Origin of the sequence: Pseudomonas protegens (assembly GCF_013407925.2) — a bacterium.
In the GTDB taxonomy this organism is placed as follows: domain Bacteria; phylum Pseudomonadota; class Gammaproteobacteria; order Pseudomonadales; family Pseudomonadaceae; genus Aquipseudomonas; species Aquipseudomonas fluorescens_AP.
In genome coordinates this window covers 1,965,410-1,991,718 of sequence record NZ_CP060201.1, presented here as the reverse complement: position 1 = coordinate 1,991,718, position 26,309 = coordinate 1,965,410, and the positions used below count along the sequence as shown (strand labels likewise).

Sequence of the window (26,309 nt, the reverse complement as noted above, 5' to 3'; positions counted from 1 at the left end):
ATCCCCAGGCGCGCACGGAGTCCGTGCACGTTTTTATTGTTTAACTGATGGCAGGCTGAGAGAGCGGCGGAATGGATTCGGAGCGAACGGCATAAGCCTGTGCCCGCCGGTCAGCGAAGAAGCATTCTAAGGTACGACCGACGGTGCGAAAAGCCAGCTCGGACCAAGGGATATCGGCTTCGTCGAACAACTGCACTTCCAGGCTCTCGGGGCCGGCGGCGAAGTCCAGGTCGGCCAGTTCGGCGCGAAAGAACACGTGCACCTGGCTGATGTGCGGCACGTCGATCAGGGTGTAGATATTCAGGTTGCGCACCCGGGCGCAGGCTTCTTCGAAGGTTTCGCGGATGGCCGCCTGTTCCACCGTCTCGCCGTTTTCCATGAAGCCCGCCGGCAGGGTCCAGTAACCCAGGCGCGGTTCGATGGCGCGACGGCAGAGCAATACCTTGCCCTCCCAGGTCGCCAGGCAGCCGGCAACGATGTTGGGGTTCTGGTAATGGATGGTCTGGCAGTGATCGCAGACAAAGCGCAGGCGTGAATCGCCGTCGGGAATGCGCTGGGTCACCGGGTTGCCGCACTGGCTGCAAAATTTCATGAGGGGTATCCGCAAAGGCTGGGGCTATCTTGGCGCGCCGCCCGGTTGTCGGCAAGTTGTCGTTAAGCGACATGCCCGGGAGCGGGGGTTGGGCCACCGATTGGATTGGTGCATGATGCACGGTAGCCAACAGATCGAGATGCCTCATGCTGGACGAGCTACTTCATCGGGTAAGCCATTACACGCCACGAACCCTGGAGACCGACCGACGTTTCCCCGAGGCTGCGGTGCTGGTGCCCATCACCCGCAGCGACGAACCGGAATTGGTGCTGACCCTGCGCGCCAGCGGGCTGTCGACCCATGGTGGTGAAGTGGCCTTTCCCGGTGGCCGGCGCGATCCGGAAGACCCGGACCTGATCTTCACCGCCCTGCGCGAGGCCGAAGAAGAGATCGGTCTGCCGCCCGGACTGGTGGAGGTCATCGGCCCCTTGAGTCCGCTGATTTCCCTGCACGGGATCAAGGTCACGCCTTATGTCGGGGTGATTCCCGACTACGTCGAATACCGGGCCAATGATGCCGAGATTGCCGCTGTTTTCAGCGTGCCCCTGGAGTTCTTCCGCCAGGACCCTCGCGAACACACCCACCGTATCGACTATCAGGGCCGCAGCTGGTACGTCCCCAGCTACCGCTTCGGCGAGTACAAGATCTGGGGCTTGACCGCGATCATGGTGGTCGAACTGGTCAACCTGCTGTACGACGCCAATATCAGTCTGCATCACCCGCCGAAAACCTTTATCGACACGTGAGGCCATGGCTTGGCCTGGCATCACCCCGCGACTGCCTGAAGCATAAGGACAACAAGATGAAATACCGCCTGGGCGACGCCCGAGTCGACACCCATCCACAGAGCTGGGTGGCCCCGAATGCCACCTTGGTGGGCAAGGTCAAGCTGGAAGAGGGGGCCAGCGTGTGGTTCAACGCCGTGCTGCGTGGCGACAACGAACTGATCCTGATCGGCAAGCACAGCAACGTCCAGGACGGGGCCGTGATGCACACCGACATGGGCTTTCCACTGACCCTGGGCACTGGCGTGACCATCGGCCACAACGCCATGCTGCATGGCTGCACCGTGGGCGATTACAGCCTGATCGGCATCAATGCGGTGGTGCTCAATGGCGCGAAGATCGGCAAGTACTGCATCATCGGCGCCAATTCGCTGATCGGCGAAGGCAAGGAAATACCCGACGGTTCGCTGGTCATGGGCTCGCCCGGCAAGGTGGTGCGCGAACTGACCGAGGCACAGAAGAAAATGCTCGAAGCCAGCGCTGCCCACTACGTTCATAATGCCCAGCGTTATGCCCGAGATCTGGTTGAGCAAGAACAATGACCACCCCTGAAAGACCCGTCGCCTCGCCTTGCGTGAGCATCTGTGCCCTGGATGAGCAGGACATCTGCACCGGTTGTCAGCGCACGGTGGATGAAATCACCCGCTGGAGCCGCATGGACAACGGCGAGCGCCGCGCAGTCCTGGCCCTGTGCCATGAGCGGGCCAAATCCAGTGGCTTGCTGTGGATGGTCGGCTCCAGCTCGGCGAGCTGACCTGGCCAGTCGACGGCAAGCCGGTTCCTGCAATCCGGTGTAGGGGCCAGCTTGCCGGCGAAAGGGTTTCTTGGCCCAACCCCGGGGCTGCAGTAACCTGTGCGCCTTCCCGATAGGTACCCTTGGCCCCATGCTTTTCCTGATCACCTATATCAGCAGCGTCGTGCTGATCAACTACGCCTTTTCCGTCGCGCCGCAGCTGGATATCGTCTGGTCGGCCTGGGGCGGGCTGGTGTTTGTCCTGCGGGACATGGTGCAGACGCGCTTCGGCCATGGCGCCATCGTCGCCATGCTGGCGGCCCTGGTGTTGTCCTATGTCACCTCCGACCCGACCATCGCCCTGGCCAGCGCCACGGCGTTCGCCGTCTCGGAATGCATCGACTGGCTGGTGTTCAGCATCACCAAGCGGCCCCTGCATGATCGCCTGTGGATCAGTTCGGCCCTGAGCATTCCCCTGGATACCTTCATCTTCTACGGCATGATCGATGCCCTGACCCCTGGGGTCGTGTTGACCGCCCTGGGGTCGAAGTTCGCCGGGGTCACCGTGGTCTGGCTGGCCATGGCCTGGCGTTTGCGCAAAGCGGCGTGCGCCGGCTGAGCCAAAGGCCGCGGTTCATGTAAAATGCCGCGCTCTTTCCCCATGGGTCGCCCGCCTGGCGCTCGGCCCTCGATGATCCGCTCCTTTGAGGACCTTCAGATGACTCGTATCGGAACTCCATTGTCGCCAACCGCGACCCGCGTCTTGCTTTGTGGCTGTGGTGAGTTGGGCAAGGAAGTGGTGATCGAGCTGCAACGCCTGGGTGTCGAGGTGATTGCCGTGGACCGCTACGCCAACGCCCCGGCGATGCAGGTGGCCCATCGCAGCCACGTGATCAACATGCTCGACGGCGCGGCCCTGCGTGCAGTGATCGAGGCCGAGAAGCCGCACTTCATCGTTCCGGAAATCGAGGCCATCGCCACCGCGACCCTGGTGGAGCTGGAAGCCGAAGGCTTTACCGTGATCCCGACCGCCCGGGCCACTTCGCTGACCATGAACCGCGAAGGCATCCGCCGCCTGGCCGCCGAAGAGCTGGACCTGCCGACCTCGCCGTACCACTTCGCCGACACCTTCGAAGACTATTCCAAGGCCGTGCAAGACCTGGGCTTCCCGTGCGTGGTCAAGCCGGTGATGAGCTCTTCGGGCAAGGGCCAGAGCCTGCTGCGCAGCGCCGACGACGTGCAGAAAGCCTGGGACTACGCCCAGGAAGGCGGGCGTGCCGGCAAGGGCCGGGTGATCATCGAGGGCTTCATCGATTTTGACTACGAGATCACCCTGCTGACCGTGCGTCACGTGGGCGGCACCACTTTCTGCGCGCCGGTCGGCCATCGTCAGGAGAAGGGCGACTACCAGGAATCCTGGCAGCCGCAGGCCATGAGCCCCAAAGCCCTGGCCGAGTCCGAGCGCGTGGCCAAGGCCGTCACTGAGGCCCTGGGCGGCCGCGGCCTGTTCGGCGTGGAGCTGTTCATCAAGGGTGATCAGGTGTGGTTCAGCGAAGTGTCGCCGCGCCCCCACGACACCGGCCTGGTGACCCTGATTTCCCAGGATCTGTCGCAGTTCGCCCTGCATGCGCGGGCGATTCTCGGCCTGCCGATCCCGCAGATCCGCCAGTTCGGGCCTTCGGCGTCGGCGGTGATCCTGGTGGAAGGCAAATCCACCCAGACCGCCTTCGCCAACCTTGGCGCCGCCCTGAGCGAGCCGGACACCGCGTTGCGCCTGTTCGGCAAGCCGGAAGTCAACGGCCAGCGGCGCATGGGCGTGGCCCTGGCCCGTGATGAGTCGATCGAGGCCGCCCGGGCCAAGGCGACCCGTGCTGCGCAAGCGGTAGTGGTCGAGCTCTGAGAAGCATTGCGAGCAAGCTCGCTCCTACAAGGTTTGCGTTGAACCTGTAGGAGCGAGCTTGCTCGCGAAGCCCTTGTTCACACGACCCGATTCAAGTCGTTGTTACGGGTTTCCTTCAAGCACAGCACCGCGATCAAACTCAGGATCGCCGCCCCCGAAACATACCCCCCAACCCAGCTCAGCCCGCCCATCGCCACCAGCTTCTGGGCGAAGAAGGGCGCCGCCGAAGCACCGACAATGCCCCCCAGGTTGTAAGCCGCCGAAGCGCCGGTATAGCGCACGTGGGTCGGAAACAGTTCCGGCAGCAGCGCGCCCATCGGGGCGAAGGTGACCCCCATCAGAAACAGCTCGATGCACAGGAACAGCGCCACGCCGGCGGTGGAGCCCTGGGTCAGCAACGGTTCCATGGTGAAGCCGGACAGAATCGCCAGCACGCCGCCAACCACCAGCACCGGCTTGCGCCCGAAACGGTCGCTGGCCCAGGCCGACAGCGGGGTCGCCGCCGCCATGAACAGCACGGCAAAGCACAGCAGGCCGAGGAAGGTTTCCCGGCTGTAGCCCAGGGTGGCGACGCCGTAGCTCAGGGAAAACACCGTGGAGATGTAGAACAGGGCGTAGCACACCACCATCGAGGCCGCGCCCAGCAGCACCGGCATCCAGTATTGGCTGAAGAGTTCCACCAGCGGCATCTTCACTCGTTCCTGGCGCGCCACGGCGTTGGCGAACACCGGGGTTTCGTGCAGCTTCAGGCGCACGTAGAGCCCCACCATCACCAGCGCGGCGCTGAGCAGGAACGGAATGCGCCAGCCCCAGGCGCGGAACTGCGCGTCGTCCAGGCCCATGGCCAGGGCCAGGAACAGGCCGTTGGCGGCGAGAAAGCCGATGGAAGGCCCCAGTTGCGGGAACATGCCGAACCAGGCGCGTTTGCCGGCCGGAGCGTTTTCCGTGGCCAGCAGAGCGGCGCCGCCCCATTCACCGCCCAGTCCGAGGCCTTGGCCGAAGCGCAGCACGCAGAGCAGGATCGGCGCCCAGGCGCCAATGCTGTCATAGCCCGGCAACACGCCAATCAGGGTGGTGCAGACCCCCATCAGCAGCAGCGAAGCGACCAGGGTCGATTTGCGCCCGATGCGGTCGCCGAAATGGCCGAACAGCGCCGAACCCAGGGGGCGGGCGAGAAAGGCGATGCCGAAGGTCAAAAAGGCCGAGAGCATCTGTGCGGTGCCGGAGCTCTGGGGGAAGAACACCGGTCCGATCACCAGCGCGGCGGCGGTGGCGTAAACGTAGAAGTCGTAGAACTCGATGGCGGTGCCGATAAAGCTGGCGGTGGCCACCCGGGTCGCGGAATTGCTTGGTTGAGTGGGTACGGAGGCGCTGTAGGCGGTGTTGGTCGTCATGCGGGTATCCCTGACAGTCTGTGCTCCTGTGGAGCGAATTATTGTGGTCGAGCACCCAGGGATGTGGGTTTGGCGCGGTCGTCACTCGGGATGCAAGTGGCGTCGAACGGTGGCGGGTGATGCTTGCAGGATCGTCTTCGGTGCGGGTAGCACGTGGATCTGCGGGGCTTGGGTAAGCAGCGCGATTATAGAAAGGTGGCTAACGATCCAACAAGGGCTGTGGCGGTTGCCGGGGGGGCGTGACTGCGCCGGGCCCCGAAAGCCCTTGGCACAGGTTCAAGGCCAGGGCATCAGCCTGTAGGGGGGGCGTATCGGTGACGAGTCAGGCCCGGGCGGGAGGGCTGCTGGTGTGCCAGAGCAGCACGCGGCTGACGCGGTTTTCCTCGGTTTCGAGGATCTCCAGGCGGTAGCGGCCGATCTTCAGGCACACGGCGCTGTCGGGAATGGTTTCCAGGGCTTCGGTGACCAGGCCGTTGAGGGTCTTGGGGCCGTCGCAAGGCAGGTGCCAGCCCAGGCTCTTGTTCAGTTCGCGAATCGAGGCGGCGCCTTCCACCACATAGCGCCCGTCGGCCTGGGGATGGATGTGGGGGTTGTCCAGGCTGTGCTCGCTTTCGAACTCGCCGACGATTTCTTCGAGGATGTCTTCCAGGGTGACGATGCCCAGCACTTCGCCGTATTCGTCCACCACCATGCCCAGGCGCCGTTGCTGCTTGTGGAAGTTGAGCAGTTGCAACTGCAGCGGGGTGCTTTCCGGAACGAAGTAGGGCTCGTGGCAGGCGGCCAGCAGGGCTTCCTTGGTCAGGCTGGCGTCCGGCAGCAGGTGGCGGATCTGCCGGGTGTTGAGCACCGCTTCGACCTGATTGATATCGCTGTGGAACACCGGCAGCCGGGTGCGTTTGTTCGCGCGCAACTGAGCGATGATTTCCTCGATCGGGTCATCCAGGTTGATGCCGTCGACTTCGCTGCGGGGCACCAGGATGTCGTTGACCGTGATGTTGTCCAGGGCGTGGATGCCGGACAGCGCGTGCGGTTCCTGGGGCGTGGGTTCGTCGTCAAGCAGTGCCGGATCGTCGTCGCTGTGCTTGACCGCGCTGGCCTTGGCAGCGAACGGGCGCAACAGCAGCTGGCCGATGGCGTTGAGCAGCCAAGCTAAGGGGTAGACAAGCTTCATGGGGATGCCCAGCAGGCTGTTGCCAAAGCTCAGGGTGCCTTCCGGATAGCGCAATGCCAGGGTACGGGGCAGGTACTCGGCCAGCACCAGCAAGCCGCTGGTGCTGATCAGGCAGGCCAGCCAGGGGCCTTCTTCCGCCCAGTAGAACAGCGCCAGCAAGGTGCTGATGACCACCGCCAGGACCCGGCAGAGGGTATTGCACAGAATCAGGCTTTCCTTGGGGAAGGCCAGTCGCGCTGTCGGCTTGTCGCCGGAGCGCGAGCCGTTGCGTTGGGTCAGCAGGTGCTGTTGCGCGGCATCGATGGCCGTGAACAGCCCCGACCAGACGATCAGCAGGGCGATTACCGCGAGCATGGGCCCGGAGGGCAGGGAGTCGGTCATGGCCGGTCGTCAGATGTGCAGGATGTATTCACGAACCAGCTTGCTGCCGAAGTACGCCAGCATCAGCAGGCAGAAACCCGCGAGGGTCCAGCGAATCGCCTTGTGCCCGCGCCAGCCCAGGCGGTTGCGGCCCCACAGCAGCACGCTGAACACCACCCAGGCCAGGCAAGCCAGCAGGGTCTTGTGCACCAAGTGCTGGGCGAACAGGTTTTCGACGAACAGCCAGCCGGAGATCAGCGACAGCGAGAGCAGGGTCCAGCCGGCCCAGAGAAAGCCGAACAGCAGGCTTTCCATGGTCTGCAGGGGCGGGAAGTTCCTGATCAGGCCGGACGGATGCTTGTTCTTCAACTGATGGTCCTGCACCAGCAGCAGCAAGGCCTGGAACACCGCGATGGTGAACATGCCGTAGGCCAGGATCGACAACAGGATGTGGGCGAGAATCCCCGGCTCCTCATCGATCACAGGCACGGTGCCGGTTGGCACGAACTGCGCCAGCAGGGCCGTCAGCGCGCCCAGGGGGAATAACAGCACCAGCAGGTTTTCCACCGGAATCCGCCAGCAGGCCAGCAGGGTCAGGGCGATGACCGCCGCGGCGATCAGGCTGGCGGCGCTGAAGAAGTCCAGGCCCAGGCCTGCCGGGGTCAGCAGATGGGTCAGCAGGCTGATGCCATGGGCGAGCAGGGCCAGGATGCCCAGCGTAACCAGCAGGCGCTTGTTTGCCTTGGCGCCGGAGGCCAGGCGAGAGCCTTGATAGAAGGTCGCAGCGGCATAAAGGACGGCGGCGAGGGTGGGTAGCAAGCTGGGTGACAAGGGGAGCATAAATCCTGTTAGGCAGGCCCGAAAGTCGCTGAGTTTGGCATAGAACCCACAGCCCTGAAAGACCACGCAAGCAGACGGCGAGGTGTCCGCCACGCACAGTCTTCGCTATAATCCGCGACCTGCCCACGCCGCAGGCTCATCGAGCACTTGTTTATTACGCTCTGGGCCGCCATTACCCCGGTCTACCTTGGGCCTGAAAGGATCGAGCATGTTTGAAAACCTAACCGACCGTCTCTCGCAGACGCTGCGCCATGTCACCGGCAAGGCCAAGCTGACCGAGGACAACATCAAAGACACCCTGCGCGAAGTGCGCATGGCGCTGCTCGAAGCCGACGTTGCGTTGCCGGTGGTCAAGGACTTCGTCAACTCGGTGAAGGAGCGTGCGGTCGGCACCGAAGTGTCCCGCAGCCTGACCCCGGGCCAGGCCTTTGTGAAGATTGTCCAGGCCGAGCTGGAAAGCCTGATGGGCGCGGCCAACGAAGACCTCAACCTCAGCGCCGTGCCGCCAGCGGTGGTGCTGATGGCCGGTCTGCAAGGTGCGGGCAAGACCACCACCGCCGGCAAGCTTGCGCGCTTCCTTAAAGAGCGCAAGAAAAAGAGCGTGATGGTGGTGTCCGCCGACGTTTACCGCCCGGCGGCGATCAAGCAGCTGGAAACCCTGGCCAACGACATCGGCGTGACCTTTTTCCCGTCGGACCTGAGCCAGAAGCCGGTGGCCATCGCCGAAGCGGCTATTAAGGAAGCAAAACTCAAGTTCATCGACGTGGTGATCGTCGACACCGCCGGTCGCTTGCACGTCGACAGCGAGATGATGGACGAGATCCAGGCGCTGCACGCGGCGATCAAGCCGGTGGAAACCCTGTTCGTGGTCGACGCCATGACCGGTCAGGACGCCGCCAACACCGCCAAGGCCTTTGGCGATGCGCTGCCGCTGACCGGGGTGATCCTGACCAAGGTCGACGGCGACGCCCGTGGTGGTGCCGCGCTGTCGGTACGGGCCATCACCGGCAAGCCGATCAAGTTCATCGGCATGGGCGAGAAGTCCGAGGCCCTGGAGCCGTTCCACCCGGAACGTATCGCTTCGCGGATCCTCGGCATGGGCGACGTGCTCAGCCTGATCGAACAGGCCGAGCAGACCCTCGACAAGGAAAAGGCCGACAAGCTGGCCAAGAAGCTGAAGAAGGGCAAGGGCTTCGACCTTGAAGACTTCCGCGATCAGCTGCAACAGATGAAGAACATGGGCGGCCTGGGCGGCCTGATGGACAAGCTGCCGAACATCGGCGGCGTCAATCTGGCGCAGATGGGCAACGCACAGAGCGCTGCTGAAAAGCAGTTCAAGCAGATGGAAGCCATCATCAACTCCATGACCCCGGCCGAGCGCCGCGACCCTGAGCTGATCAGCGGTTCGCGCAAGCGTCGGATCGCCATGGGTTCCGGTACCCAGGTGCAGGACATCGGCCGCTTGATCAAGCAGCACAAGCAGATGCAGAAGATGATGAAGAAGTTCTCCGCCAAGGGCGGGATGGCCAAGATGATGCGCGGCATGGGCGGCATGTTGCCCGGCGGCGGCATGCCGAAGATCTGAAGAATCCGCGCCGGCAGTCATGCCGGCGCTTTTCCACGGGGACGTGGAATCTCGAGCAAACCCTCGATTGGGGCGCGCTCACTCGCTGTCGCTTGCGACGGCTTCGTAGCAAATCTGAGTGGCAGCCGATAGGCGCCGGAAAAAGTCATTTGCAAAAGTCCGGATATTCCTTAGAATATGCGGCCTTTCGGGCACCCATGCCCGCTGTGCATTTAGATTTGCAGCACCGACTACAGGAACGATGTTCACATGCTAACAATCCGTCTTGCCCTTGGCGGCTCCAAAAAGCGCCCGTTTTACCACTTGACCGTGACCGACAGCCGTAACCCACGTGACGGTTCGCACAAAGAACAAGTTGGCTTCTTCAACCCGATCGCTCGTGGTCAAGAAGTCCGCCTGTCCGTGAACCAAGAGCGCGTAGCCTACTGGCTGAGCGTGGGTGCACAGCCTTCTGAGCGCGTTGCTCAGTTGCTGAAGGAATCGGCTAAGGCTGCAGCCTGAACCCTATGAACGCGACGCCAGCTCCTGCTGATGATTTGATCGTTATCGGCAAAATCTACTCTGTTCATGGCGTTCGCGGCGAAGTGAAGGTCTTTTCCTTTACTGATCCGATTAAAAACCTGTTGGACTACAAAACCTGGACGCTCAAGCGCGAAGGTAGCGTGAAGCAGGTTGAGCTGGTCAGCGGACGCGGGAACGACAAGTTCCTGGTCGCAAAGCTCAAGGGTCTTGATGATCGCGAAGAAGCTCGTCTTCTGGCCGGTTACGAGATCTGCGTGCCGCGCAGCCTGTTCCCTGAACTGACCGACGGCGAGTACTACTGGTACCAGCTGCAAGGTCTCAAGGTCATCGACACCCTCGGGCAACTGCTCGGGCAGATCGATCACCTGCTGGAGACCGGCTCGAACGATGTAATGGTGGTCAAGCCTTGCGCTGGCAGCCTGGATGATCGCGAACGCCTGTTGCCCTATACCGAGCAATGCGTGTTGGCCGTCGACCTGGCCGCGGGCGAGATGAAGGTGGAATGGGACGCGGATTTCTAAGCGTGGCTAACTTGCGCGTAGAAGTGATCAGCTTGTTTCCCGAGATGTTTTCCGCCATCAGCGAGTACGGCATAACCAGCCGCGCGGTGAAACAGGGGCTGTTGCAGCTGACCTGTTGGAATCCGCGAGACTACACCACGGATCGACATCACACTGTGGACGATCGCCCGTTTGGCGGTGGCCCGGGCATGGTGATGAAGATCAAGCCCCTGGAGGATGCACTGGTTCAGGCCAGAAACGCAGCCGGGGAGGGTGCGAAGGTGATCTACCTGTCGCCCCAAGGCCGTCAACTGAATCAGTCGGCGGTGCGCGAGTTGGCGAATGAGGATGCATTGATCCTGATTGCTGGTCGTTATGAAGGCATTGACGAGCGGTTTATTGAAGCTCATGTCGATGAAGAGTGGTCGATTGGCGACTATGTACTCTCCGGTGGCGAGCTGCCGGCGATGGTCCTGATTGATGCGGTTACGCGACTGCTGCCCGGAGCTTTAGGGCATGTGGATTCCGCGGAGGAAGATTCCTTCACGGACGGTCTGCTGGATTGCCCGCACTACACCCGACCGGAGGTGTATGCGGATCAGCGTGTTCCCGACGTATTGCTAAGTGGCAATCACGCACACATCCGGCGTTGGCGTTTACAGCAGTCCCTTGGTCGGACCTATGAACGACGCGCCGATCTTCTGGAAAGCCGCTCGCTTTCTGGAGAAGAGAAGAAGCTGCTCGAGGAATATCTCCGCGAGCGGGACGATAGTTAACAACGTATCGATGGTAGATCCGACGATTTACCTTAGGAGCACAGCATGACCAACAAAATCATCCTTGCACTCGAAGCAGAGCAGATGACCAAAGAGATCCCAGCCTTTGCCCCGGGCGACACCATTGTCGTTCAGGTGAAAGTGAAGGAAGGCGATCGTTCCCGTCTGCAGGCGTTCGAAGGCGTAGTGATCGCCAAGCGCAACCGCGGTGTGAACAGCGCGTTCACCGTACGTAAAATCTCCAACGGTGTTGGCGTAGAGCGTACTTTCCAGACCTACTCCCCGCAGATCGACAGCATGGCTGTCAAGCGTCGCGGTGACGTGCGTAAAGCCAAGCTGTACTACCTGCGCGACCTGTCGGGTAAAGCAGCTCGCATCAAGGAAAAACTGGCTTAAGTCCAGCTTCCGATGCAGAAAAAAGCAGCCTACGGGCTGCTTTTTTGTTGCCCGTCATTTATCCCTCTTCAGTGTTTCAGGCAGTTGATCCATGTCCCCTCGCGAGCAAGAAATCCAGCGCCGCACCGAGCTCTCGGTGACCCGCGTGACCAAGGCGGTATTCCCGTCCACCACCAACCATCACAACACCCTGTTCGGCGGCACGGCCCTGGCCTGGATGGATGAGGTTTCGTTCATTGCGGCCACGCGTTTCTGTCGTTTGCCGCTGGTGACGGTGTCCACCGACCGCATTGATTTCAAGCATCCGATTGCCGCGGGTTCGATCGTCGAGTTGGTCGGGCGGGTGGTGACGGTGGGCAACACCAGCCTCAAGGTCGAAGTCGAGGTGTTTGTCGAAAGCATGAGCTGTGATGGGCGGGAGAAAGCCATCCATGGCCTGTTCAGCTTTGTTGCCATCGACGACGACAAGCGCCCGGTGCCGGTGCTTCCAGGGTTTGCCGCGTAGGAGCCGGCTTGCCGGCGAGCGGGGGCTCGGGCCTCTTCGCTGGCAAGCCAGCTCCTACGGGAACTCGGTTGTGTAGGGGCCGGCTTGTCGGCGAACGCGTTCTTGCGGGTCTCTTCGCTGGCAAGCCAGTTGGGGAGCTCGGTTACAGGGATTCGGGTTGGATCAGCGCCAGCAGGGTCCAGCCCGGTGCCGGCTTGAGGGTGCTTTCTGGGGTGACGACGTGCACCCAGCCGTTGCTGTCGCGAGCGAACAGCAGGGTGGCGCGTTCGCCGTGCAGGGCCTGGTAATCGTCCCAGCCGAAGGCCTCGGTCAGGTTCGTGCTGTACAGCTCGGCACCCTGGGCCAGTAGGCTGGCCAGCTTGGTGTAGGTCAGGGCCTCACTGCCCAGTAGCTGGCCACGGTGCTCGTGACTGGCGCGGTGCTTGTCGGTGCGCCGGCTTTCCTGGCTGTTGGCCAGGGCGAACAGGCGCTGATGACCGAAGTCGTGACGAAAGCGCATGGCCGCCAGGGTGTTGAGTTCGCCGGAGGGCGAGAGCGCCAGCAGATGCCCCAGGCCTACCAGGTCCAGGTGCGCGTCGGCGTGCTGCGAGGCCGGGTTGCCGAAGTAGGTCGGCAGGCCTTCCATGCGCGCTGTCCGGATGTTCTCCCAGCTGGAGTCGGTCAGCAGCACCCGGCTGCCCAGTTGCTGCAGGGCCTTGCCCAGGGTACGGGCCGGGCCGTTGGCCCCGACTATCAGAAAGCCGCTAGGCGCCGGTTCGGCGACCTTCAGCAGGCGCGCCAGGGGGCGAGCCGTGGCGCTTTGCAGCACCACGGTGCCGATGATCACGGCAAAGGTCAGCGGCACCAGCAGCAGCGCGCCCTGATGGCCGGCTTCGTCCAGGCGGATGGCGAAGATCGCCGACACCGCGGCGGCGACAATCCCCCGTGGGGCAATCCACGCCAGCAACGCCCGTTCGCGCCAGTTGAGGCTGGAGCCGGCGGTGGACAGCAGCACGTTCAGCGGGCGGGCGATGAACTGGATCACCAGCAGCAGGATCAGCACCAGTGGGCCCAGGGCGATCAGCGCCATGAGGTCCAGGCGGGCCGCCAGCAGGATGAACAGGCCGGAGATCAGCAGCACGCTGAGGTTTTCCTTGAAGTGCAGGATGTGCCGCACGTCCACGCCCTTCATGTTGGCCATCCACATGCCCATCAGGGTCACCGCCAGCAGCCCGGATTCGTGCATCACCTGGTTGGCGGCAATGAAGATTCCCAGCACCCCGGCCAGGCTTGCCAGGTTGTGCAGGTATTCCGGCAGCCACTGGCGACGCATGATGCTGCCCAGGACCCAGCCGCCGGCGATGCCGAACAGGCCGCCGCACAGCAGCACGCCGCCGAAGGTCAGCAGGCTGTGGCTCAGGCCGTCGCCGGCGGCACTGGCAATGATGAAGCTGTAGACCACCACCGCTAGCAGGGCGCCGATGGGATCGATGACGATGCCTTCCCAGCGCAGGATATTGGCGATCGAGGCCTTGGGCCGCACCACGCGCAGCATGGGCACGATCACCGTCGGCCCGGTGACCAGGGTCAGGGTGCCGAACAGCAGGGCCAGCATCCAGTCGAAGCCCAGCAGCCAGTGGGTGGCCAGGGTGATTACCGCCCAGGTGGACAGCGCGCCGAGGGTCACCAGGCGGCGCACCACGCTGCCGATCTCGCGCCACTCCGAGAGGTGCAGGGTCAGGCTGCCTTCGAACAGGATCAGCGCCACCGCCAGCGACACCAGGGGCATCAGCAGCGGGCCGAACATTTCCTGCGGGTCGAGCCAGCCGAGCACGGGGCCGGCCAGGATGCCGCTGAGCAGCAGGAACAGAATGGCCGGCAGCTTCAGCCTCCAGGCCAGCCACTGGCAGCCCAGTGCCGCCGCGCCGATGCCGCCGAAGGCCAGCAGAATCTGTTGTTCGCTCATCAATGCACCCTGTTCCTTGAAATGGCTGGCTATGAAAGACTAGCGACCCTCCGTGCAGTTCACTATTTTTTTACCCGCGGCCCCTGGGCCGAGCCTTTCGAGTCCTTATGCCTGCCATCGACCACCCCCTGATCGACCGTTTTCTCGATGCCCTGTGGTTGGAGAAAGGCTTGTCCGACAACACCCGCGACGCCTATCGCAGCGATCTGGCGCTGTTCAACGGCTGGCTGCAGGAGCAGGGGCTGGAGCTGCCGCGAGCCGGTCGCGAGTTGATCCTCGATCACCTGGCCTGGCGTGTGGAGCAAGCCTACAAGCCCCGTTCGACGGCGCGGTTTCTCTCCGGCCTGCGCGGGTTCTATCGCTATCTGCTCAGGGAAAAGCTGATTGAGGTCGACCCGACCCTGCGGATCGACATGCCGCAACTGGGGCGGCCGTTGCCCAAGTCGCTGTCGGAAGCGGATGTCGAGGCGCTGCTGGCCGCCCCGGACCTGAGCGAGGCCATCGGCCAGCGCGACCGCGCCATGCTCGAAGTGCTCTATGCCTGCGGGTTGCGGGTCACCGAGCTGATCAGCCTGACCCTGGAGCAGGTCAACCTGCGCCAGGGCGTGTTGCGGGTCATGGGCAAGGGCAGCAAGGAGCGCCTGGTGCCCATGGGCGAAGAGGCGATTGTCTGGGTCGAGCGCTACCTGCGCGATGGCCGTGCCGAGTTGCTGGGCGGGCGACCCAGCGACGTGCTGTTTCCCAGCCAGCGCGGCGAACAAATGACCCGGCAGACCTTCTGGCATCGGATCAAGCATCAGGCCAAGGTCGCCGGGATCGGCAAGGCGCTGTCGCCCCATACCCTGCGCCACGCGTTTGCAACGCACCTGCTCAACCACGGCGCCGATTTGCGGGTGGTACAGATGTTGCTGGGGCACAGCGACCTGTCCACCACCCAGATCTACACCCATGTGGCCCGCGCGCGGCTGCAGGATCTGCACGCCAAGCATCATCCAAGGGGTTGATTGGGCGTCCGTGCGGCGCTTTGCGTCGCCCGTAGTCGGTGCCGGCAAACAGATGTGATAGGCTTTGCCGGTTTGCAAAAAGGCTGTTTGCCCGCGTTTGGTCCCGACCCGCGCTGGCACTTGCCCATTTGCCCGCCTTCAGGAGTTCCCATGCGTTTGACCCAGATTATTGCCGCCGCCTCCCTGGCGTTGCTCAGCACCTTCGCCGTGGCCGATGACAGTGCCGAGAAAGCCATCCGCAAGAGCCTCGAGACGCTGCAGCTCGAAGTGCCGGTGGAGAGCATCACCGCCAGCCCCCTGGCGGGCCTGTATGAGGTCAAGCTCAAGGGCAGCCGCGTGCTGTACGCCAGCGCCGACGGCCAGTTCGTGGTTCAGGGCTATCTGTTCCAGCTCAAGGACGGCAAGCCGGTCAACCTCACGGAAAAAACCGAGCGTCTGGGCATTTCCAAGTTGATCAACGGCATTCCGGTCGCAGAAACTGTGGTCTATCCGGCCATTGGCGAAACCAAGACCCACATCACCGTATTTACCGACACCACCTGCCCGTACTGCCATAAGCTGCACGCGGAAATCCCGGCGTTGAACAAGCAGGGCGTGGAAGTGCGCTACGTAGCGTTCCCGCGCCAGGGCCTAGGCTCGCCGGGTGATGAACAGTTGCAGGCGGTCTGGTGCTCGGCGGACAAGAAAGCCGCGATGGACAAGATGGTCGACGGCAAGGAAATCAAGGCCGCCAAGTGCGAGAACCCGGTTGCCAAGCAGTTCGCCCTGGGCCAGTCGATCGGTGTCAACGGCACCCCGGCCATCGTCCTTGCCGATGGCCAGGTCATTCCTGGTTATCAGCCAGCACCACAGATCGCCAAATTGGCCCTGGGTGCGAAATAATCCTGCATCGTCACGCTAGCCTTTGACGATCATGCCCCTCCGGGTGCAACCGGAGGGGCATTAATAGAGAGCCGCGCTGTTTGCGGCTGTTTTCTACGGCCGGCCTTGAGTCGGCCGTTTTATGGGGAGTTCAGAGTGAATCCGGTCAAAGTAGGCATCTGTGGGCTGGGTACTGTCGGTGGCGGTACCCTAAACGTACTTCAGCGCAACGCCGAGGAGATTGCCCGCCGTGCCGGGCGTGGAATCGAAGTAGCGCAAATTGCTACCCGTACGCCAAAGCCGCAGTTCCAAACGACCGGTATTGCGATGACCAACGATGTCTTCGCCGTGGCCACCAACCCCGAGATCGATATCGTCATCGAGCTGGTGGGCGGCTACACCGTGGCCCGTGAACTGGTGCTCAAGGCCATCGAGAACGGCAAGCACGTGGTCACCGCGAACAAGGCGCTGATCGCCGTGCACGGCAACGAAATCTTCGCCAAGGCCCAGGAGAAGGGCGTGATCGTGGCCTTCGAAGCCGCCGTGGCCGGTGGCATCCCGGTGATCAAGGCGATCCGCGAAGGGTTGTCGGCCAACCGCATCAACTGGCTGGCGGGGATCATCAACGGCACCGGCAACTTCATCCTCTCGGAAATGCGCGAGAAGGGCCGCACCTTCGAAGACGTGCTGGCCGAAGCCCAGGCCCTGGGTTACGCCGAAGCCGACCCGACCTTCGACGTTGAAGGCATCGATGCCGCGCACAAGCTGACCATCCTGGCGTCCATCGCCTTTGGTATCCCGCTGCAGTTCGACAAGGCCTACACCGAAGGCATCACCAAGCTGACCACCGCCGATGTGAACTACGCCGAAGCCCTGGGCTACCGCATCAAGCACCTGGGCGTGGCGCGCCGCACCGAGGCCGGCATCGAGCTGCGGGTGCACCCGACCCTGATCCCGGCCGACCGCCTGATCGCCAATGTCAACGGCGTGATGAACGCAGTCATGGTCAATGGCGATGCTGCCGGTTCGACCCTGTTCTACGGCGCCGGCGCCGGCATGGAGCCGACCGCTTCCTCGGTGGTGGCCGACCTGGTGGACGTGGTTCGCGCCATGACCAGCGACCCGGAAAACCGCGTGCCGCACCTGGCGTTCCAGCCTGACTCGCTGTCGGACCACCCGATCCTGCCGATCGAGTCCTGCGAAAGCGCCTACTACCTGCGCATCCAGGCCAAGGATCACCCGGGCGTATTGGCCCAGGTGGCGAGCATCCTCTCGGAGCGCGGCATCAACATCGAATCGATCATGCAGAAGGAAGTGGAAGAGCAGGACGGCCTGGTGCCGATGATCCTCCTGACCCACCGCGTTCTGGAGCAGCACATCAATGATGCGATCACCGCCCTGGAGGCCCTGCAGGGCGTCGTCGGCCCAGTGGTCCGTATCCGCGTCGAACATCTCAATTGAAGCAGCGGCAAGCTTCAAGTGCCAAGCGGCAAGCCAGAAGCGCAACTGCTCTGGCCCGTCGCTTGTAGCTTGCAACTTGCAGCTCAAACCGAAGGTTTGTCCCCATGCGCTATATCAGTACTCGTGGCCAGGCACCGGCCCTGAATTTCGAAGATGTGCTGCTGGCCGGTCTGGCCAGCGACGGCGGTCTCTATGTGCCAGAGAACCTGCCGCGCTTTACCCAGGAAGAAATCGCTTCCTGGGCCGGCCTGCCGTATCACGAGCTGGCGTTCCGGGTCATGCGCCCGTTCGTCACCGGCAGCATTCCGGATGCCGACTTCAAGAAAATCCTCGAAGAAACCTACGCGGCCTTCTCCCACAACGCCATCGCGCCGCTGCGCCAGTTGAACGGCAATGAGTGGGTGCTGGAGCTGTTCCACGGCCCGACCCTGGCGTTCAAGGACTTCGCCCTGCAACTGCTGGGTCGCCTGCTGGACTACGTGCTGGAGAAGCGCGGCGAGCGCGTGGTGATCATCGGCGCCACGTCGGGTGACACCGGTTCGGCGGCCATCGAAGGTTGCAAGCGTTGCGACAACGTCGACATCTTCATCCTGCATCCGCACAACCGTGTATCGGAAGTGCAGCGCCGGCAGATGACCACCATCCTCGGCGAGAACATCCACAACATCGCCATCGAAGGCAACTTCGACGACTGCCAGGAAATGGTCAAGGCCAGCTTCGCCGACCAGGGCTTCCTCAAGGGCACCCGTCTGGTGGCGGTGAACTCGATCAACTGGGCGCGGATCATGGCCCAGATCGTCTACTACTTCCACGCGGCCCTGCAGCTGGGCGGTCCGGCGCGCTCCATCGCGTTCTCGGTGCCCACCGGCAACTTCGGCGACATCTTCGCCGGCTACCTGGCACGCAACATGGGCCTGCCCATCAGCCAGCTGATCGTCGCCACCAACCGCAACGACATCCTGCACCGCTTCATGAGCGGCAATCAGTACGTCAAGGAAACCCTGCACGCGACCCTGTCGCCGTCCATGGACATCATGGTGTCGTCGAACTTCGAACGCCTGCTGTTCGACCTGCACGGGCGCAACGGTGCGGCCCTGGCCGCGTTGATGGACAGCTTCAAGCAAGGTGGCGGTTTCAGCGTCGAAGAAGATCGCTGGACCGAAGCGCGCAAGCTGTTCGATTCCCTGGCGGTGAACGACGAGCAAACCTGCGAAACCATCGCCGAAGTCTTCGCCCAGACCGGCGAAGTGCTGGACCCGCACACTGCGATCGGCGTCAAGGCCGCCCGTGAATGCCGTCGCAGCCTGGACACGCCGATGGTGATCCTGGGCACCGCGCACCCGGTCAAGTTCCCGGACGCGGTGGAGAAAGCCGGTGTCGGCAAGGCCCTGGAACTGCCGGCGCACCTGTCCGACCTGTTCCAGCGCGAAGAACGCTGCACGGTCCTGGCCAACGACCTGAAAGCGGTGCAGGCTTTCGTCAGCCAGCACGGCAATCGTGGCAAGCCGCTCTGATACTTTGGCTTGACTGAAAAACAGCCCGTCTCCGGACGGGCTTTTTATTGCCCGCAAGGAGCTGTCGCCGCTGCGCAAAACACTCAAGGCTGCGGCAAAGCCAAGAGGGGGGAGTGGCTCTGGCGATTGGCGGTCGTCGCCGTTTTATCCTTGTCATCTTGTCCGTGCATGCTCGAATACATACCGCGTAACAGGCTTTTTTACGGTGCGAACTTTCTTCTCGGGCCGGTGGTCATTTACTGTGGAAACGCCCTTGGGCACTTGTTTCGGACTATTGAGTGGTGATCGAGATGGAAAGTATCAGCCTATTGCTGGGTGAAGCTTTGAGCCCGTATCAAGTAACTCTGGCCCCATCGGGCGCCCACGGCGAATGCCTGGTGATCCTGAAGAACGCCGCTGGCGCGATTGTCGTGGAGCGTGAGGTCAATCAGGCCCAGCTCACTGACAAGCGCCTGCTGACCGATGTGGTCGATGGGCTGCATCGTGATGTGCTGATCGCCGAAGGGCGGTTGGAGCCTTGTGTGATCGCAGCCTTGCGCCACGCCGCCGAAGGCAAGGTGTTCGATCAGCACCGCTGATGCACATTTTTACGGAACCTTCCCGCCCGTGTATCAGTCAGACTCAGTATCAGCAGGATCAGGCATTGTGCTCCGGTGCTTGTAGCCGGCTGATACCGGTCGTCAAAGACCGCGTTTAACCCCGAGTCGTCTCCCCACTTCTCGGGGTTTCTTTTTGCCCGGGATTTGTCAGTGGTCGTGCAGGTCCTGGAAGTAGATGCGGGCGTCAGCGCGGTATTCGTCGCGCATTCCGGGGTCCAGCCAGGCGGCATACAGCTCCACCAACTGCTCTTCGCGCAGCTTGAGCAGGGCCTGGTTGATTCGGGTAATGGCCTGCCTGCCCTCCGGGGTGTCGGAGCAGCCGACGTGGATTTCCTGATACTTGCTGGTGCCTTCGATCGCAAAGAACTCCAGATCCTGCGGGTCGATCCCCTGCTGCACGGCTTGATAGCGGATTTCCGGCCAGTAGCCCAGGAGCAGTTGCAGGCGGCCCAGACGCTGCATCTGCAGCAGGCTGCCCAGGGCATCGTTGCCATAGTGGGCGCGAATCTGCTGGGGCGACACTTGTTGTAGCAGGTTGTCGAGCTGTTGCCCGTAGCTGCGCTCGGCTACCACGCCAATCAGTTCCTTGCTGCTTTCGAGCAGGCCACGCAGGTCGACCTTGCCATCGTGCAGGAAGTGCGCGAGTTGCGCGCGGTCGGCGCGGCGGATCGCCAGGCCATTGCTCAATACGCGAAAGCTGGTGATGGAGAAGGCGACCCACTGCGCGCGCTCCTTGCTCCAGATCAGCGCCGGGTCGCAGGTGAAGCTGGGCTCGCGCAGCATTTGCATGCCTCGGGCGCGATTGACCCGGACCAGTTCGTGCTGGTACTCGGGCAGGCTGGCGATCAGTTGCGGCATCAGCAGGTCGACGACCCCGCGGCCCTTCTGCTGGCCTTCGAACACATTCAAGGGGGGCAGGTCGCGCAACAGCCAGGTGAGCATTTCCCCGGCGTGGCCGGGTGTGCAGGGCAACCACAGCAGGCACGCCGCGAGCGCCATCGTCAGTCGGCCAGGGCCGGGGTTCGAGCGTCGATGTGCCGGTTGTGGAGCGTCGGTGTGAGACGGCTGTTTCAGGTTAGATTGCCCCAGAGTTGCGCAAGTGTTGGATCTGTTCGCTGCTGTAGCCCAGGCCTGCCAGGACCTCGGCCGAATGTTCGCCGAGCTCGGGCCCGACCCAGTCCGCGGAGCCGGGCGTCTCAGAGAGTTTCGGCACGATGCCGGGCATCTTGAAGGCCTTGCCGTCCGGCAGCTTGGCCTGGAGGAACATTTCCCGGGCCAGAAATTGCGGGTCGTTGAACATGTCTTCGGCGCTGAAGATCCGGCTGGCCGGGACTTCGGCCTGATTCAGTTGCTCCAGCACCCGTTCCAGGGGCAGGGACGCCACCCAGCGATCGATCACCCCGTACAGCTCGTCGCGGCGGGTGTCGCGTCCGTCGTTGCTGGCCAGGGCGGGATCGTTGGCCAGGTCGTCGCGGCCGATAAGCAGCATGAAGCGCTTGAAGATCGCGTCGCCGTTGGCGCCGATCTGCACATGTTTGCCGTCCAGGCTGGTGTGGATCGAAGACGGGGTGATGCCGGGCATGATGTTGCCGCTGCGCTCGCGGATAAAGCCGAACACGTCGAACTCCGGAACCATGCTTTCCATCATGGCGAAGATCGCCTCGTACAGCGCCACGTCCACCACTTGCCCCTGGCCACCGTTGACCTCGCGATGACGCAGGGCCATCAGGGCGCCGATCACGCCCCACAGGGCGGCGATGGAGTCGCCGATGGAGATCCCGGTACGCACCGGCGGACGATCCTCGAAGCCAGTGATGTAGCGCAGGCCGCCCATGGATTCGCCTACGGCGCCGAAGCCCGGCTGGTCCTTCATCGGTCCGGTCTGGCCGAAGCCCGACAGGCGCACCATCACCAGTTTCGGGTTCAGGGCGTGCAGCACGTCCCAGCCCAGGCCGAGTTTCTCCAGCACGCCGGGGCGGAAGTTCTCGATCAGGATGTCCGCTTCGCCCAGCAGCTGCTTGAGCACTGCCAGGCCTTCGGGGTGCTTGAGGTTCAGGGTCAGGGATTTCTTGTTGCGGGCCTGGACGAACCACCACAGCGAAGTGCCTTCATACAGCTTGCGCCACTTGCGCAACGGATCGCCGCCGTCCGGGGACTCGACCTTGATCACCTCGGCACCGAACTCGGCGCAGATGCGCGAGGCGAAGGGGCCGGCGATCAGGGTGCCGAGTTCGATCACTTTCAATCCGGCGAGGGGCTTGCTGAGACTGTTCATGGGGCATCCGCTGGGCAGGAAAATCCGCCTAGCCTAGACCATTGGTTGCCATTAAGGCAGCGCCCGGCGTTGGCCTTTATTCATTATTTCCAGGTGGATGAAGGGATAATTGTGCTTCTCATTCCCTTTCGTGACGGGTTTAATGACGCCGTTCGAGAAAAAGCCCTTGCAAAGGACGCAATCTGGTCTATGCCCGTGACGCTTGCCTGAGTGGCATTTCTGATAAATCTCGTTACAAATACCCGGTCAAAAACTTACATGTAATGAATTGAACTTCTTACATGTGATGCTCTAGTCTGTGCGCCATGGAAAACAAATCCTCAGCCCATTACCAACGTTTATTCCGCCAGCGCCTGCGTGATCAGGGCCTGGTGAAAAAGGAAGTCTGGATACTGCCGGAGAACGCCCAGGCGTTGCTGGCGGTTGAACGCAAACTGCGTCAGCCCTTCGAAGGGCTGGCTCCTGTGGAAAAGGATGGAGAAATGAGCATGCCGCAGATCTGGAATGCCCGATCGCTGTGCCAGGCCCTGATGGCCACCGAGTTGTTCAGCAGCGGCGAAGCCAGCGTTGAACTGCTTGAAGGCGCCGAGCCGAGCTTGCACGTGACCATGCGCGAATACGGCGACCTGCCGCTGTTCGTCGCCCTGTCCGGCGAGCAGATCCTGGTCGAAGCCCTGCTCTGGCCGCAAAGCAAAGTCACCGATGTGCAGGCCTTCAACGAAGAAGTGCTGCTCAGCCGCCAGTTGTTCCCGCTGTCGAGCATCGGCCTGGAAACCGGCTTGGGCGGCGAGCGCTTCTACATGATGTTCGGTGCGCTCAGCGCCACCTCGATCCTCTCCAACGTGCTGTACGAGATCGAAACCCTGGCCAGCAACGTGATCAGGGCTACCGAGGCCTACGAAGGCTACCTGAAGGCTCAGGCCTGACCTGGAGGAATGCACATGAACGTATGGAGCAAGTTGCTCACCGCCCTGCGCGGTGGTGCCAATGAAGCGGGCGAGGCCCTGGTGGACAGTCAGGCGCTGAGGATTCTCGATCAGGAAATCCGCGACGCCGATCAGGAACTGCGCAAGTCCAAGGAAGCCCTGGCCGAGATCATGGCCCGGCAGAAACTCGCCGCCGAGCGCGCCAACGGCAGCGCGGCGAAGATCGCCGAGTATGAAAGCTACGCCCTCAAGGCCCTGGAGTCGGGGAACGAACCGCTCGCCCAGGAAGTGGCGCAGAAAATCGCCAACCTGGAAAACGACCTGGCCGTGGAGCGCGAGCAGGCCGACGGTTTCGCCGCCAGCGTGGCCCAGTTGCGCAAGGCCGTGACCCAGGCCGAAGGCAATATCAAACATCTGAAACAACAGGTGGATACCGTCAAGGCCACCGAGAGCGTGCAGAAGGCTCAGCAGGCCGTGGCCCAGCGCTACGGCGGCTCACAGAGCAAGCTGCACACCGCGGTGGAGTCCCTGGAGCGGATCAAGCAGAAGCAGGCCGAGCGTGCGGCGAAGATGGAAGCCGCAGCGGAACTGGCCAGCACCAGCAACCCCGACGATGCCCTGGACGCCAAGTTGCGCGAAGCCGGGATCGTCGCCGGCAGCACCAGCGCCGACAGCGTGCTGGCGCGCCTCAAGGATCGTAACAAGTCCTGATTCACCGTTGTGTTGTAGGGGCGGGGCCGATGGGCCTTGCCCGGCTTTTTCAGGGATAGGAAAGCAATGGAAATCTTCCTGCAGACAGTGTTGTCGTTCCCCACAGTGCTGTTCAGCTTCATGCTCTGCCTGGCGGTGATCTACTGGGCCGTGGTGGCCATGGGCATGCTTGAAGTCGATCTGCTGGACTTCGAGGCCGATTCGCTGCTCGACAGCGCCCATGCCGGCGAAGGCCTGGCCGGGCTGCTGATCAAGTTCAAGCTCAACGGGGTGCCGGTCACCCTGGTGCTGACCCTGCTGATGTTCTTCAGCTGGTTCCTGACCTACTTCGCCGAACTCTACGTCCTCAGCCACCTGCCCCTGGGTTGGCTGCGCTATCCCCTGGGCCTGTTGCTGGCAGTGCTTGCACTGTTCCTGGCGGCGCCCATCAGCGCGGCCATCTGTCGCCCGCTGCGTCCGCTGTTTCACAAGATGGAAGCCACCAGCAGCCAGTCGGTGCTGGGGCAGACCGCCGTGGTACGCAGCGGCAGAGTCACCCTGGAACACGGCGAAGCCGTGCTCGAGAACGGCGGCGCGGGCCTGATCCTGCGTGTGCGTGCCGATGAGGCACGAGCTTTCAAACGCGGCGATCGCGTCGTGTTACTGGAGTATCTGGAGGCGCAACACGCCTATCGGGTCATTACCGAGGACGAGTTTCGCGGCCTCTGAGCCCGGGCTTCCTCAGAATCAAAGGAGATTGATTGCATGAATTTACCGTCGCTGCTGCCCATCCTGCTCGGGATCGGCCTCGTCGTCTTGGTGGTCTTCGGCCTGCTGGCCCTGTTCAAGGCCTTCTACATCAAGGTCCCCCAAGGCACGGCGCTGATCGTCAACGACATGTCCTCGACGCCCAAGGTGCACTTCACCGGCGCCCTGGTGTACCCGGTCATCCACCTCAAGGAGTTCATGCGCATCTCGCTGATCACCCTGGAAGTCGACCGTCGGGCCAAGGATGGTCTGATCTGCCGCGACAACATGCGCGCCGACATCACCGTGGCCTTCTACCTGCGGGTCAATGAAACCCAGGAAGACGTGCTCAAGGTGGCCAAGGCCATCGGTGTCGACCGTGCCTCCGACCGCGCCGCGGTCAACGAGCTGTTCAACGCCAAGTTCTCCGAAGCGCTGAAGACCGTGGGCAAGCAGTTCGACTTCGTCCAGCTGTTCGAGAACCGCCAGGACTTCCGCGACCGCATCATCGAGATCATCGGCAACGACCTCAACGGCTATGTGCTGGAAGACGTGGCCATCGACTACCTGGAACAGACCGCCAAGCACTCCCTGGACCCGAGCAACATTCTCGACGCCGAGGGTATCCGCAAGATCACCGAGCTGACCGCGGCGCAGAACGTCATCACCAACGAACTGGAGCGCAACCAGGAACTGGCGATCCAGAAAAAGAACGTCGAGACTCGCGAAGCCTCCCTGTCCCTCGAACGTCAGCAGGCCGATGCCGAGGCGCGGCAGAAGCGCGAGATCGAAACCATCCGCGCCCGCGAAGAAGCCGAGACCGCCAAGGTCAAGGAAGAAGAGCGGCTGAAGGCCGAACAGGCGCGCATTCAGGCGCAGCAGGAAATCGACGTGCGCACCGAGAACCATCAGCGCGAAGTCGAAGTGGCCCAGCAGAACCGCCAGCGCGCGGTGGTCATCGAGGTGGAGAAAGTCACCCGCGCCAAGGACCTGGAAGTGGTGGCCCGCGAGCGTGAAGTGGAACTGCAACGCATCGAGAAAGAAAAGGCCCTGGAAGAGCAGCGCAAGAACATCGCCACGGTGATCCGTGAGCGGGTCGCGGTGGAGAAGACCGTGGCCCAGGAAGAAGAGCGGATCAAGGAAGTACGCGAAGTCTCCGAAGCCGAGCGCGCCAAGCAAGTGGTGGTGATCCAGGCCCAGGCCGAAGCCGAGCAGGATCTGGTGCGCCAGGTCAAACAGGCCGAAGCCGACGAAACCCGCTCCAAGCACAAGGCGGTGGAAATCAACAACCTGGCCCAGGCCGAACTGGAAGCGGCGGCCAAGCAGGCCGAAGCCAAGAAGCGCCTGGCCGAAGGCCTGGAAGCCGAGCGCGCCGCGCCTGGCCTGGCCGATGCCCGGGTGCTGGAAATCACCGCGGCGGCCCAGGAAAAAGAAGGCCTGGCTCAAGCCCGCGTACGCACCGAGCAACTGATTGCCGAAGCTCGCGGCGAGCAGGAAAAAGGCCTGGCCGACGCCCGCATCATGGAAGCCCAGGCGGCTGCCAAAGAGAAGGACGGCCTGGCCGAAGCCAAGGTCATGGAAGAGAAACTCGGGGCCCAGGCCCGTGGCGAAGAGCAATTGGGCGCGGCCAAGGCCAAGGCCACCAAGGACCTGGGTTCGGCCGAAGCCGAAGTGCTGCTGCAACGCCTGAACGCCGAAGCCGAAGGTCTGGGCAAGAAGTTCGGTGCCCTGGATTCCCTCAGCGACAGCGCGCGTCAGCACGAAGAGTTCCGCATGCAACTGGAGAAGAACTTCGAGGAAGCGATGGCCGCCATCGCCGCCAACAAGGACATCGCCAAGGACCAGGCCGAAGTGCTCTCGGCTGCTCTGAGCAAGGCCAAGATCGAGATCGTTGGCGGCGAAGGCGACTTCTTCAACTCCTTCGCCAAGTCGCTGTCGGTGGGCAAGGCCATCGAGGGCGTGGTGGGCAAGAGCCCGGTGGTCCAGGACGTCCTGGCACGCCTGCTCAATGGCAAGGGCGCCCCGGCGGTTGCCGCTGAACTGGCGGCCGCTGCCGTCTCGCGCAAGGCCGACGCGCCGTCTGCCGAAGCCTGACCCACACCTGGCACACCTGTAGCCGCTGCCGAAGGCTGCGAACGACTCCGCAGGAGGCGCAGCCCTTGAGGGCCTGATGGTCCTCAAGTGTCTGGCGCAGCTCCGCTGCAGGTCCGTGTCGGGCACCGGGCTCC

At 62.8% G+C, this 26,309-nt stretch carries 27 protein-coding genes; 20 read left to right on the top strand and 7 right to left on the bottom strand.

Features of this window, described 5'->3' with window-relative positions:
- Positions 1-40 precede the first annotated feature (40 nt).
- Positions 41-592, bottom strand: coding sequence for an NUDIX hydrolase (locus GGI48_RS09395; protein WP_016967537.1), 552 nt, complete (start codon positions 590-592; stop codon positions 41-43).
- A 146-nt stretch (positions 593-738) separates the two neighbouring features.
- Between GGI48_RS09395 and GGI48_RS09390 the strand changes: the two genes are divergently transcribed.
- The 5 genes from GGI48_RS09390 (at position 739) to purT (ending at position 4,010) form a co-directional block, all read left to right on the top strand.
- A complete protein-coding gene (locus GGI48_RS09390) occupies positions 739-1,338 on the top strand; it encodes a CoA pyrophosphatase (protein ID WP_016967536.1) in 600 nt (199 codons plus the stop codon).
- Between the two features lie 56 nt (positions 1,339-1,394).
- Positions 1,395-1,919, top strand: a complete 525-nt coding sequence (locus tag GGI48_RS09385) for a gamma carbonic anhydrase family protein (RefSeq protein WP_103741012.1) — start codon at positions 1,395-1,397, stop codon at positions 1,917-1,919.
- On the top strand, positions 1,916-2,131 hold the full coding sequence (locus GGI48_RS09380; protein WP_103741013.1) for a DUF1289 domain-containing protein: 216 nt from the start codon (positions 1,916-1,918) through the stop codon (positions 2,129-2,131). Before GGI48_RS09385 ends, GGI48_RS09380 begins: the two co-directional genes overlap by 4 nt.
- 130 nt (positions 2,132-2,261) lie before the next feature.
- Positions 2,262-2,729, top strand: coding sequence for a VUT family protein (locus tag GGI48_RS09375; protein WP_047301943.1), 468 nt, complete (start codon positions 2,262-2,264; stop codon positions 2,727-2,729).
- A 99-nt stretch (positions 2,730-2,828) separates the two neighbouring features.
- The gene (gene purT / locus GGI48_RS09370) at positions 2,829-4,010 is read left to right on the top strand and encodes a formate-dependent phosphoribosylglycinamide formyltransferase (protein ID WP_047302181.1); all 1,182 of its coding nucleotides are present in this window, start codon (positions 2,829-2,831) and stop codon (positions 4,008-4,010) included.
- Positions 4,011-4,087: 77 nt separating this feature from the next.
- Here purT and GGI48_RS09365 read toward each other — a convergent pair whose 3' ends face one another.
- The 3 genes from GGI48_RS09365 to GGI48_RS09355 form a co-directional block, all read right to left on the bottom strand.
- Positions 4,088-5,404, bottom strand: a complete 1,317-nt coding sequence (locus GGI48_RS09365; protein WP_179597966.1) for an MFS transporter — start codon at positions 5,402-5,404, stop codon at positions 4,088-4,090.
- 322 nt (positions 5,405-5,726) lie between these two features.
- Positions 5,727-6,956 carry an HlyC/CorC family transporter gene (locus GGI48_RS09360; RefSeq protein ID WP_179597964.1) on the bottom strand — a complete coding sequence of 410 codons (1,230 nt, stop codon included), beginning with the start codon at positions 6,954-6,956 and terminating at the stop codon, positions 5,727-5,729.
- A 9-nt stretch (positions 6,957-6,965) separates the two neighbouring features.
- Positions 6,966-7,775, bottom strand: coding sequence for an inner membrane protein YpjD (locus GGI48_RS09355; protein WP_179597962.1), 810 nt, complete (start codon positions 7,773-7,775; stop codon positions 6,966-6,968).
- 208 nt (positions 7,776-7,983) lie between these two features.
- Between GGI48_RS09355 and ffh the strand changes: the two genes are divergently transcribed.
- The 6 genes from ffh (at position 7,984) to GGI48_RS09325 (ending at position 12,059) form a co-directional block, all read left to right on the top strand.
- Positions 7,984-9,360: a signal recognition particle protein gene (gene ffh / locus GGI48_RS09350; RefSeq protein ID WP_047301950.1), complete on the top strand. Its 1,377-nt coding sequence runs from the start codon at positions 7,984-7,986 to the stop codon at positions 9,358-9,360.
- 249 nt (positions 9,361-9,609) lie between these two features.
- On the top strand, positions 9,610-9,861 hold the full coding sequence (gene rpsP, locus GGI48_RS09345) for a 30S ribosomal protein S16 (protein ID WP_007927680.1): 252 nt from the start codon (positions 9,610-9,612) through the stop codon (positions 9,859-9,861).
- Positions 9,862-9,866: 5 nt separating this feature from the next.
- Positions 9,867-10,403, top strand: coding sequence for a ribosome maturation factor RimM (rimM, locus tag GGI48_RS09340; RefSeq protein ID WP_016967527.1), 537 nt, complete (start codon positions 9,867-9,869; stop codon positions 10,401-10,403).
- Positions 10,385-11,158 (top strand): tRNA (guanosine(37)-N1)-methyltransferase TrmD, encoded by a 774-nt coding sequence (gene trmD / locus GGI48_RS09335; RefSeq protein WP_016967526.1) that lies wholly within the window; start codon positions 10,385-10,387, stop codon positions 11,156-11,158. Before rimM ends, trmD begins: the two co-directional genes overlap by 19 nt.
- Before the next feature lie 45 nt (positions 11,159-11,203).
- Positions 11,204-11,554 carry a 50S ribosomal protein L19 gene (rplS, locus tag GGI48_RS09330; RefSeq protein WP_009047143.1) on the top strand — a complete coding sequence of 117 codons (351 nt, stop codon included), beginning with the start codon at positions 11,204-11,206 and terminating at the stop codon, positions 11,552-11,554.
- Between the two features lie 91 nt (positions 11,555-11,645).
- On the top strand, positions 11,646-12,059 hold the full coding sequence (locus tag GGI48_RS09325; protein ID WP_016967525.1) for an acyl-CoA thioesterase: 414 nt from the start codon (positions 11,646-11,648) through the stop codon (positions 12,057-12,059).
- Positions 12,060-12,201: 142 nt separating this feature from the next.
- On the opposite strand, the gene GGI48_RS09320 is transcribed toward GGI48_RS09325, so the two are convergent.
- Positions 12,202-14,004 (bottom strand): sodium:proton antiporter, encoded by a 1,803-nt coding sequence (locus tag GGI48_RS09320; protein ID WP_179597960.1) that lies wholly within the window; start codon positions 14,002-14,004, stop codon positions 12,202-12,204.
- A 107-nt stretch (positions 14,005-14,111) separates the two neighbouring features.
- On the opposite strand from GGI48_RS09320, the gene xerD reads away from it, so the two are divergent.
- The 5 genes from xerD to GGI48_RS09295 all read left to right on the top strand — a co-directional run bounded on the left by xerD (position 14,112) and on the right by GGI48_RS09295 (position 19,422).
- Positions 14,112-15,008 (top strand): site-specific tyrosine recombinase XerD, encoded by an 897-nt coding sequence (xerD, locus tag GGI48_RS09315; protein ID WP_016967523.1) that lies wholly within the window; start codon positions 14,112-14,114, stop codon positions 15,006-15,008.
- Between the two features lie 150 nt (positions 15,009-15,158).
- On the top strand, positions 15,159-15,890 hold the full coding sequence (locus GGI48_RS09310; protein WP_047301958.1) for a thioredoxin fold domain-containing protein: 732 nt from the start codon (positions 15,159-15,161) through the stop codon (positions 15,888-15,890).
- Between the two features lie 135 nt (positions 15,891-16,025).
- Positions 16,026-17,330 carry a homoserine dehydrogenase gene (locus GGI48_RS09305; RefSeq protein ID WP_016967521.1) on the top strand — a complete coding sequence of 435 codons (1,305 nt, stop codon included), beginning with the start codon at positions 16,026-16,028 and terminating at the stop codon, positions 17,328-17,330.
- A 104-nt stretch (positions 17,331-17,434) separates the two neighbouring features.
- Positions 17,435-18,844 (top strand): threonine synthase, encoded by a 1,410-nt coding sequence (thrC, locus tag GGI48_RS09300; protein ID WP_016967520.1) that lies wholly within the window; start codon positions 17,435-17,437, stop codon positions 18,842-18,844.
- 290 nt (positions 18,845-19,134) lie between these two features.
- A complete protein-coding gene (locus tag GGI48_RS09295) occupies positions 19,135-19,422 on the top strand; it encodes a DUF3509 domain-containing protein (RefSeq protein ID WP_020372559.1) in 288 nt (95 codons plus the stop codon).
- Between the two features lie 168 nt (positions 19,423-19,590).
- Here the strand turns inward: GGI48_RS09295 and GGI48_RS09290 are convergent, their stop codons facing one another.
- Complete coding sequence (locus GGI48_RS09290; RefSeq protein WP_047301959.1) at positions 19,591-20,442, bottom strand: TIGR02285 family protein; 852 nt, start codon at positions 20,440-20,442, stop codon at positions 19,591-19,593.
- Positions 20,443-20,518: 76 nt separating this feature from the next.
- The gene (locus GGI48_RS09285; protein WP_179597958.1) at positions 20,519-21,718 is read right to left on the bottom strand and encodes a CaiB/BaiF CoA transferase family protein; all 1,200 of its coding nucleotides are present in this window, start codon (positions 21,716-21,718) and stop codon (positions 20,519-20,521) included.
- A gap of 305 nt (positions 21,719-22,023) precedes the next feature.
- On the opposite strand from GGI48_RS09285, the gene GGI48_RS09280 reads away from it, so the two are divergent.
- From GGI48_RS09280 to GGI48_RS09265, 4 genes are all read left to right on the top strand, one after another.
- Complete coding sequence (locus GGI48_RS09280; protein ID WP_179597956.1) at positions 22,024-22,644, top strand: YjfI family protein; 621 nt, start codon at positions 22,024-22,026, stop codon at positions 22,642-22,644.
- A 15-nt stretch (positions 22,645-22,659) separates the two neighbouring features.
- On the top strand, positions 22,660-23,355 hold the full coding sequence (locus GGI48_RS09275) for a PspA/IM30 family protein (RefSeq protein WP_179597954.1): 696 nt from the start codon (positions 22,660-22,662) through the stop codon (positions 23,353-23,355).
- A 66-nt stretch (positions 23,356-23,421) separates the two neighbouring features.
- Positions 23,422-24,063 (top strand): OB-fold-containig protein, encoded by a 642-nt coding sequence (locus tag GGI48_RS09270; protein WP_047284066.1) that lies wholly within the window; start codon positions 23,422-23,424, stop codon positions 24,061-24,063.
- A gap of 36 nt (positions 24,064-24,099) precedes the next feature.
- Positions 24,100-26,175, top strand: coding sequence for a flotillin family protein (locus GGI48_RS09265; protein ID WP_016963965.1), 2,076 nt, complete (start codon positions 24,100-24,102; stop codon positions 26,173-26,175).
- Positions 26,176-26,309: the final 134 nt, after the last annotated feature.

Coding starts and splice junctions, on each gene's coding strand:
- GGI48_RS09355 (WP_179597962.1), bottom strand. CDS start 7,775: ATGCTCCCCTTGTCACCCAGCTTGCTACCCACCCTCGCCGCCGTCCTT.
- thrC (WP_016967520.1), top strand. CDS start 17,435: ATGCGCTATATCAGTACTCGTGGCCAGGCACCGGCCCTGAATTTCGAA.
- GGI48_RS09310 (WP_047301958.1), top strand. CDS start 15,159: ATGCGTTTGACCCAGATTATTGCCGCCGCCTCCCTGGCGTTGCTCAGC.
- GGI48_RS09360 (WP_179597964.1), bottom strand. CDS start 6,956: ATGACCGACTCCCTGCCCTCCGGGCCCATGCTCGCGGTAATCGCCCTG.
- rplS (WP_009047143.1), top strand. CDS start 11,204: ATGACCAACAAAATCATCCTTGCACTCGAAGCAGAGCAGATGACCAAA.
- ffh (WP_047301950.1), top strand. CDS start 7,984: ATGTTTGAAAACCTAACCGACCGTCTCTCGCAGACGCTGCGCCATGTC.
- GGI48_RS09365 (WP_179597966.1), bottom strand. CDS start 5,404: ATGACGACCAACACCGCCTACAGCGCCTCCGTACCCACTCAACCAAGC.
- GGI48_RS09375 (WP_047301943.1), top strand. CDS start 2,262: ATGCTTTTCCTGATCACCTATATCAGCAGCGTCGTGCTGATCAACTAC.
- GGI48_RS09280 (WP_179597956.1), top strand. CDS start 22,024: ATGGAAAACAAATCCTCAGCCCATTACCAACGTTTATTCCGCCAGCGC.
- GGI48_RS09285 (WP_179597958.1), bottom strand. CDS start 21,718: ATGAACAGTCTCAGCAAGCCCCTCGCCGGATTGAAAGTGATCGAACTC.
- xerD (WP_016967523.1), top strand. CDS start 14,112: ATGCCTGCCATCGACCACCCCCTGATCGACCGTTTTCTCGATGCCCTG.
- trmD (WP_016967526.1), top strand. CDS start 10,385: ATGGGACGCGGATTTCTAAGCGTGGCTAACTTGCGCGTAGAAGTGATC.
- rimM (WP_016967527.1), top strand. CDS start 9,867: ATGAACGCGACGCCAGCTCCTGCTGATGATTTGATCGTTATCGGCAAA.
- GGI48_RS09275 (WP_179597954.1), top strand. CDS start 22,660: ATGAACGTATGGAGCAAGTTGCTCACCGCCCTGCGCGGTGGTGCCAAT.
- GGI48_RS09395 (WP_016967537.1), bottom strand. CDS start 592: ATGAAATTTTGCAGCCAGTGCGGCAACCCGGTGACCCAGCGCATTCCC.
- GGI48_RS09320 (WP_179597960.1), bottom strand. CDS start 14,004: ATGAGCGAACAACAGATTCTGCTGGCCTTCGGCGGCATCGGCGCGGCG.
- GGI48_RS09390 (WP_016967536.1), top strand. CDS start 739: ATGCTGGACGAGCTACTTCATCGGGTAAGCCATTACACGCCACGAACC.
- GGI48_RS09265 (WP_016963965.1), top strand. CDS start 24,100: ATGAATTTACCGTCGCTGCTGCCCATCCTGCTCGGGATCGGCCTCGTC.
- GGI48_RS09290 (WP_047301959.1), bottom strand. CDS start 20,442: ATGGCGCTCGCGGCGTGCCTGCTGTGGTTGCCCTGCACACCCGGCCAC.
- GGI48_RS09270 (WP_047284066.1), top strand. CDS start 23,422: ATGGAAATCTTCCTGCAGACAGTGTTGTCGTTCCCCACAGTGCTGTTC.
- GGI48_RS09385 (WP_103741012.1), top strand. CDS start 1,395: ATGAAATACCGCCTGGGCGACGCCCGAGTCGACACCCATCCACAGAGC.
- rpsP (WP_007927680.1), top strand. CDS start 9,610: ATGCTAACAATCCGTCTTGCCCTTGGCGGCTCCAAAAAGCGCCCGTTT.
- purT (WP_047302181.1), top strand. CDS start 2,829: ATGACTCGTATCGGAACTCCATTGTCGCCAACCGCGACCCGCGTCTTG.
- GGI48_RS09380 (WP_103741013.1), top strand. CDS start 1,916: ATGACCACCCCTGAAAGACCCGTCGCCTCGCCTTGCGTGAGCATCTGT.
- GGI48_RS09295 (WP_020372559.1), top strand. CDS start 19,135: ATGGAAAGTATCAGCCTATTGCTGGGTGAAGCTTTGAGCCCGTATCAA.
- GGI48_RS09325 (WP_016967525.1), top strand. CDS start 11,646: ATGTCCCCTCGCGAGCAAGAAATCCAGCGCCGCACCGAGCTCTCGGTG.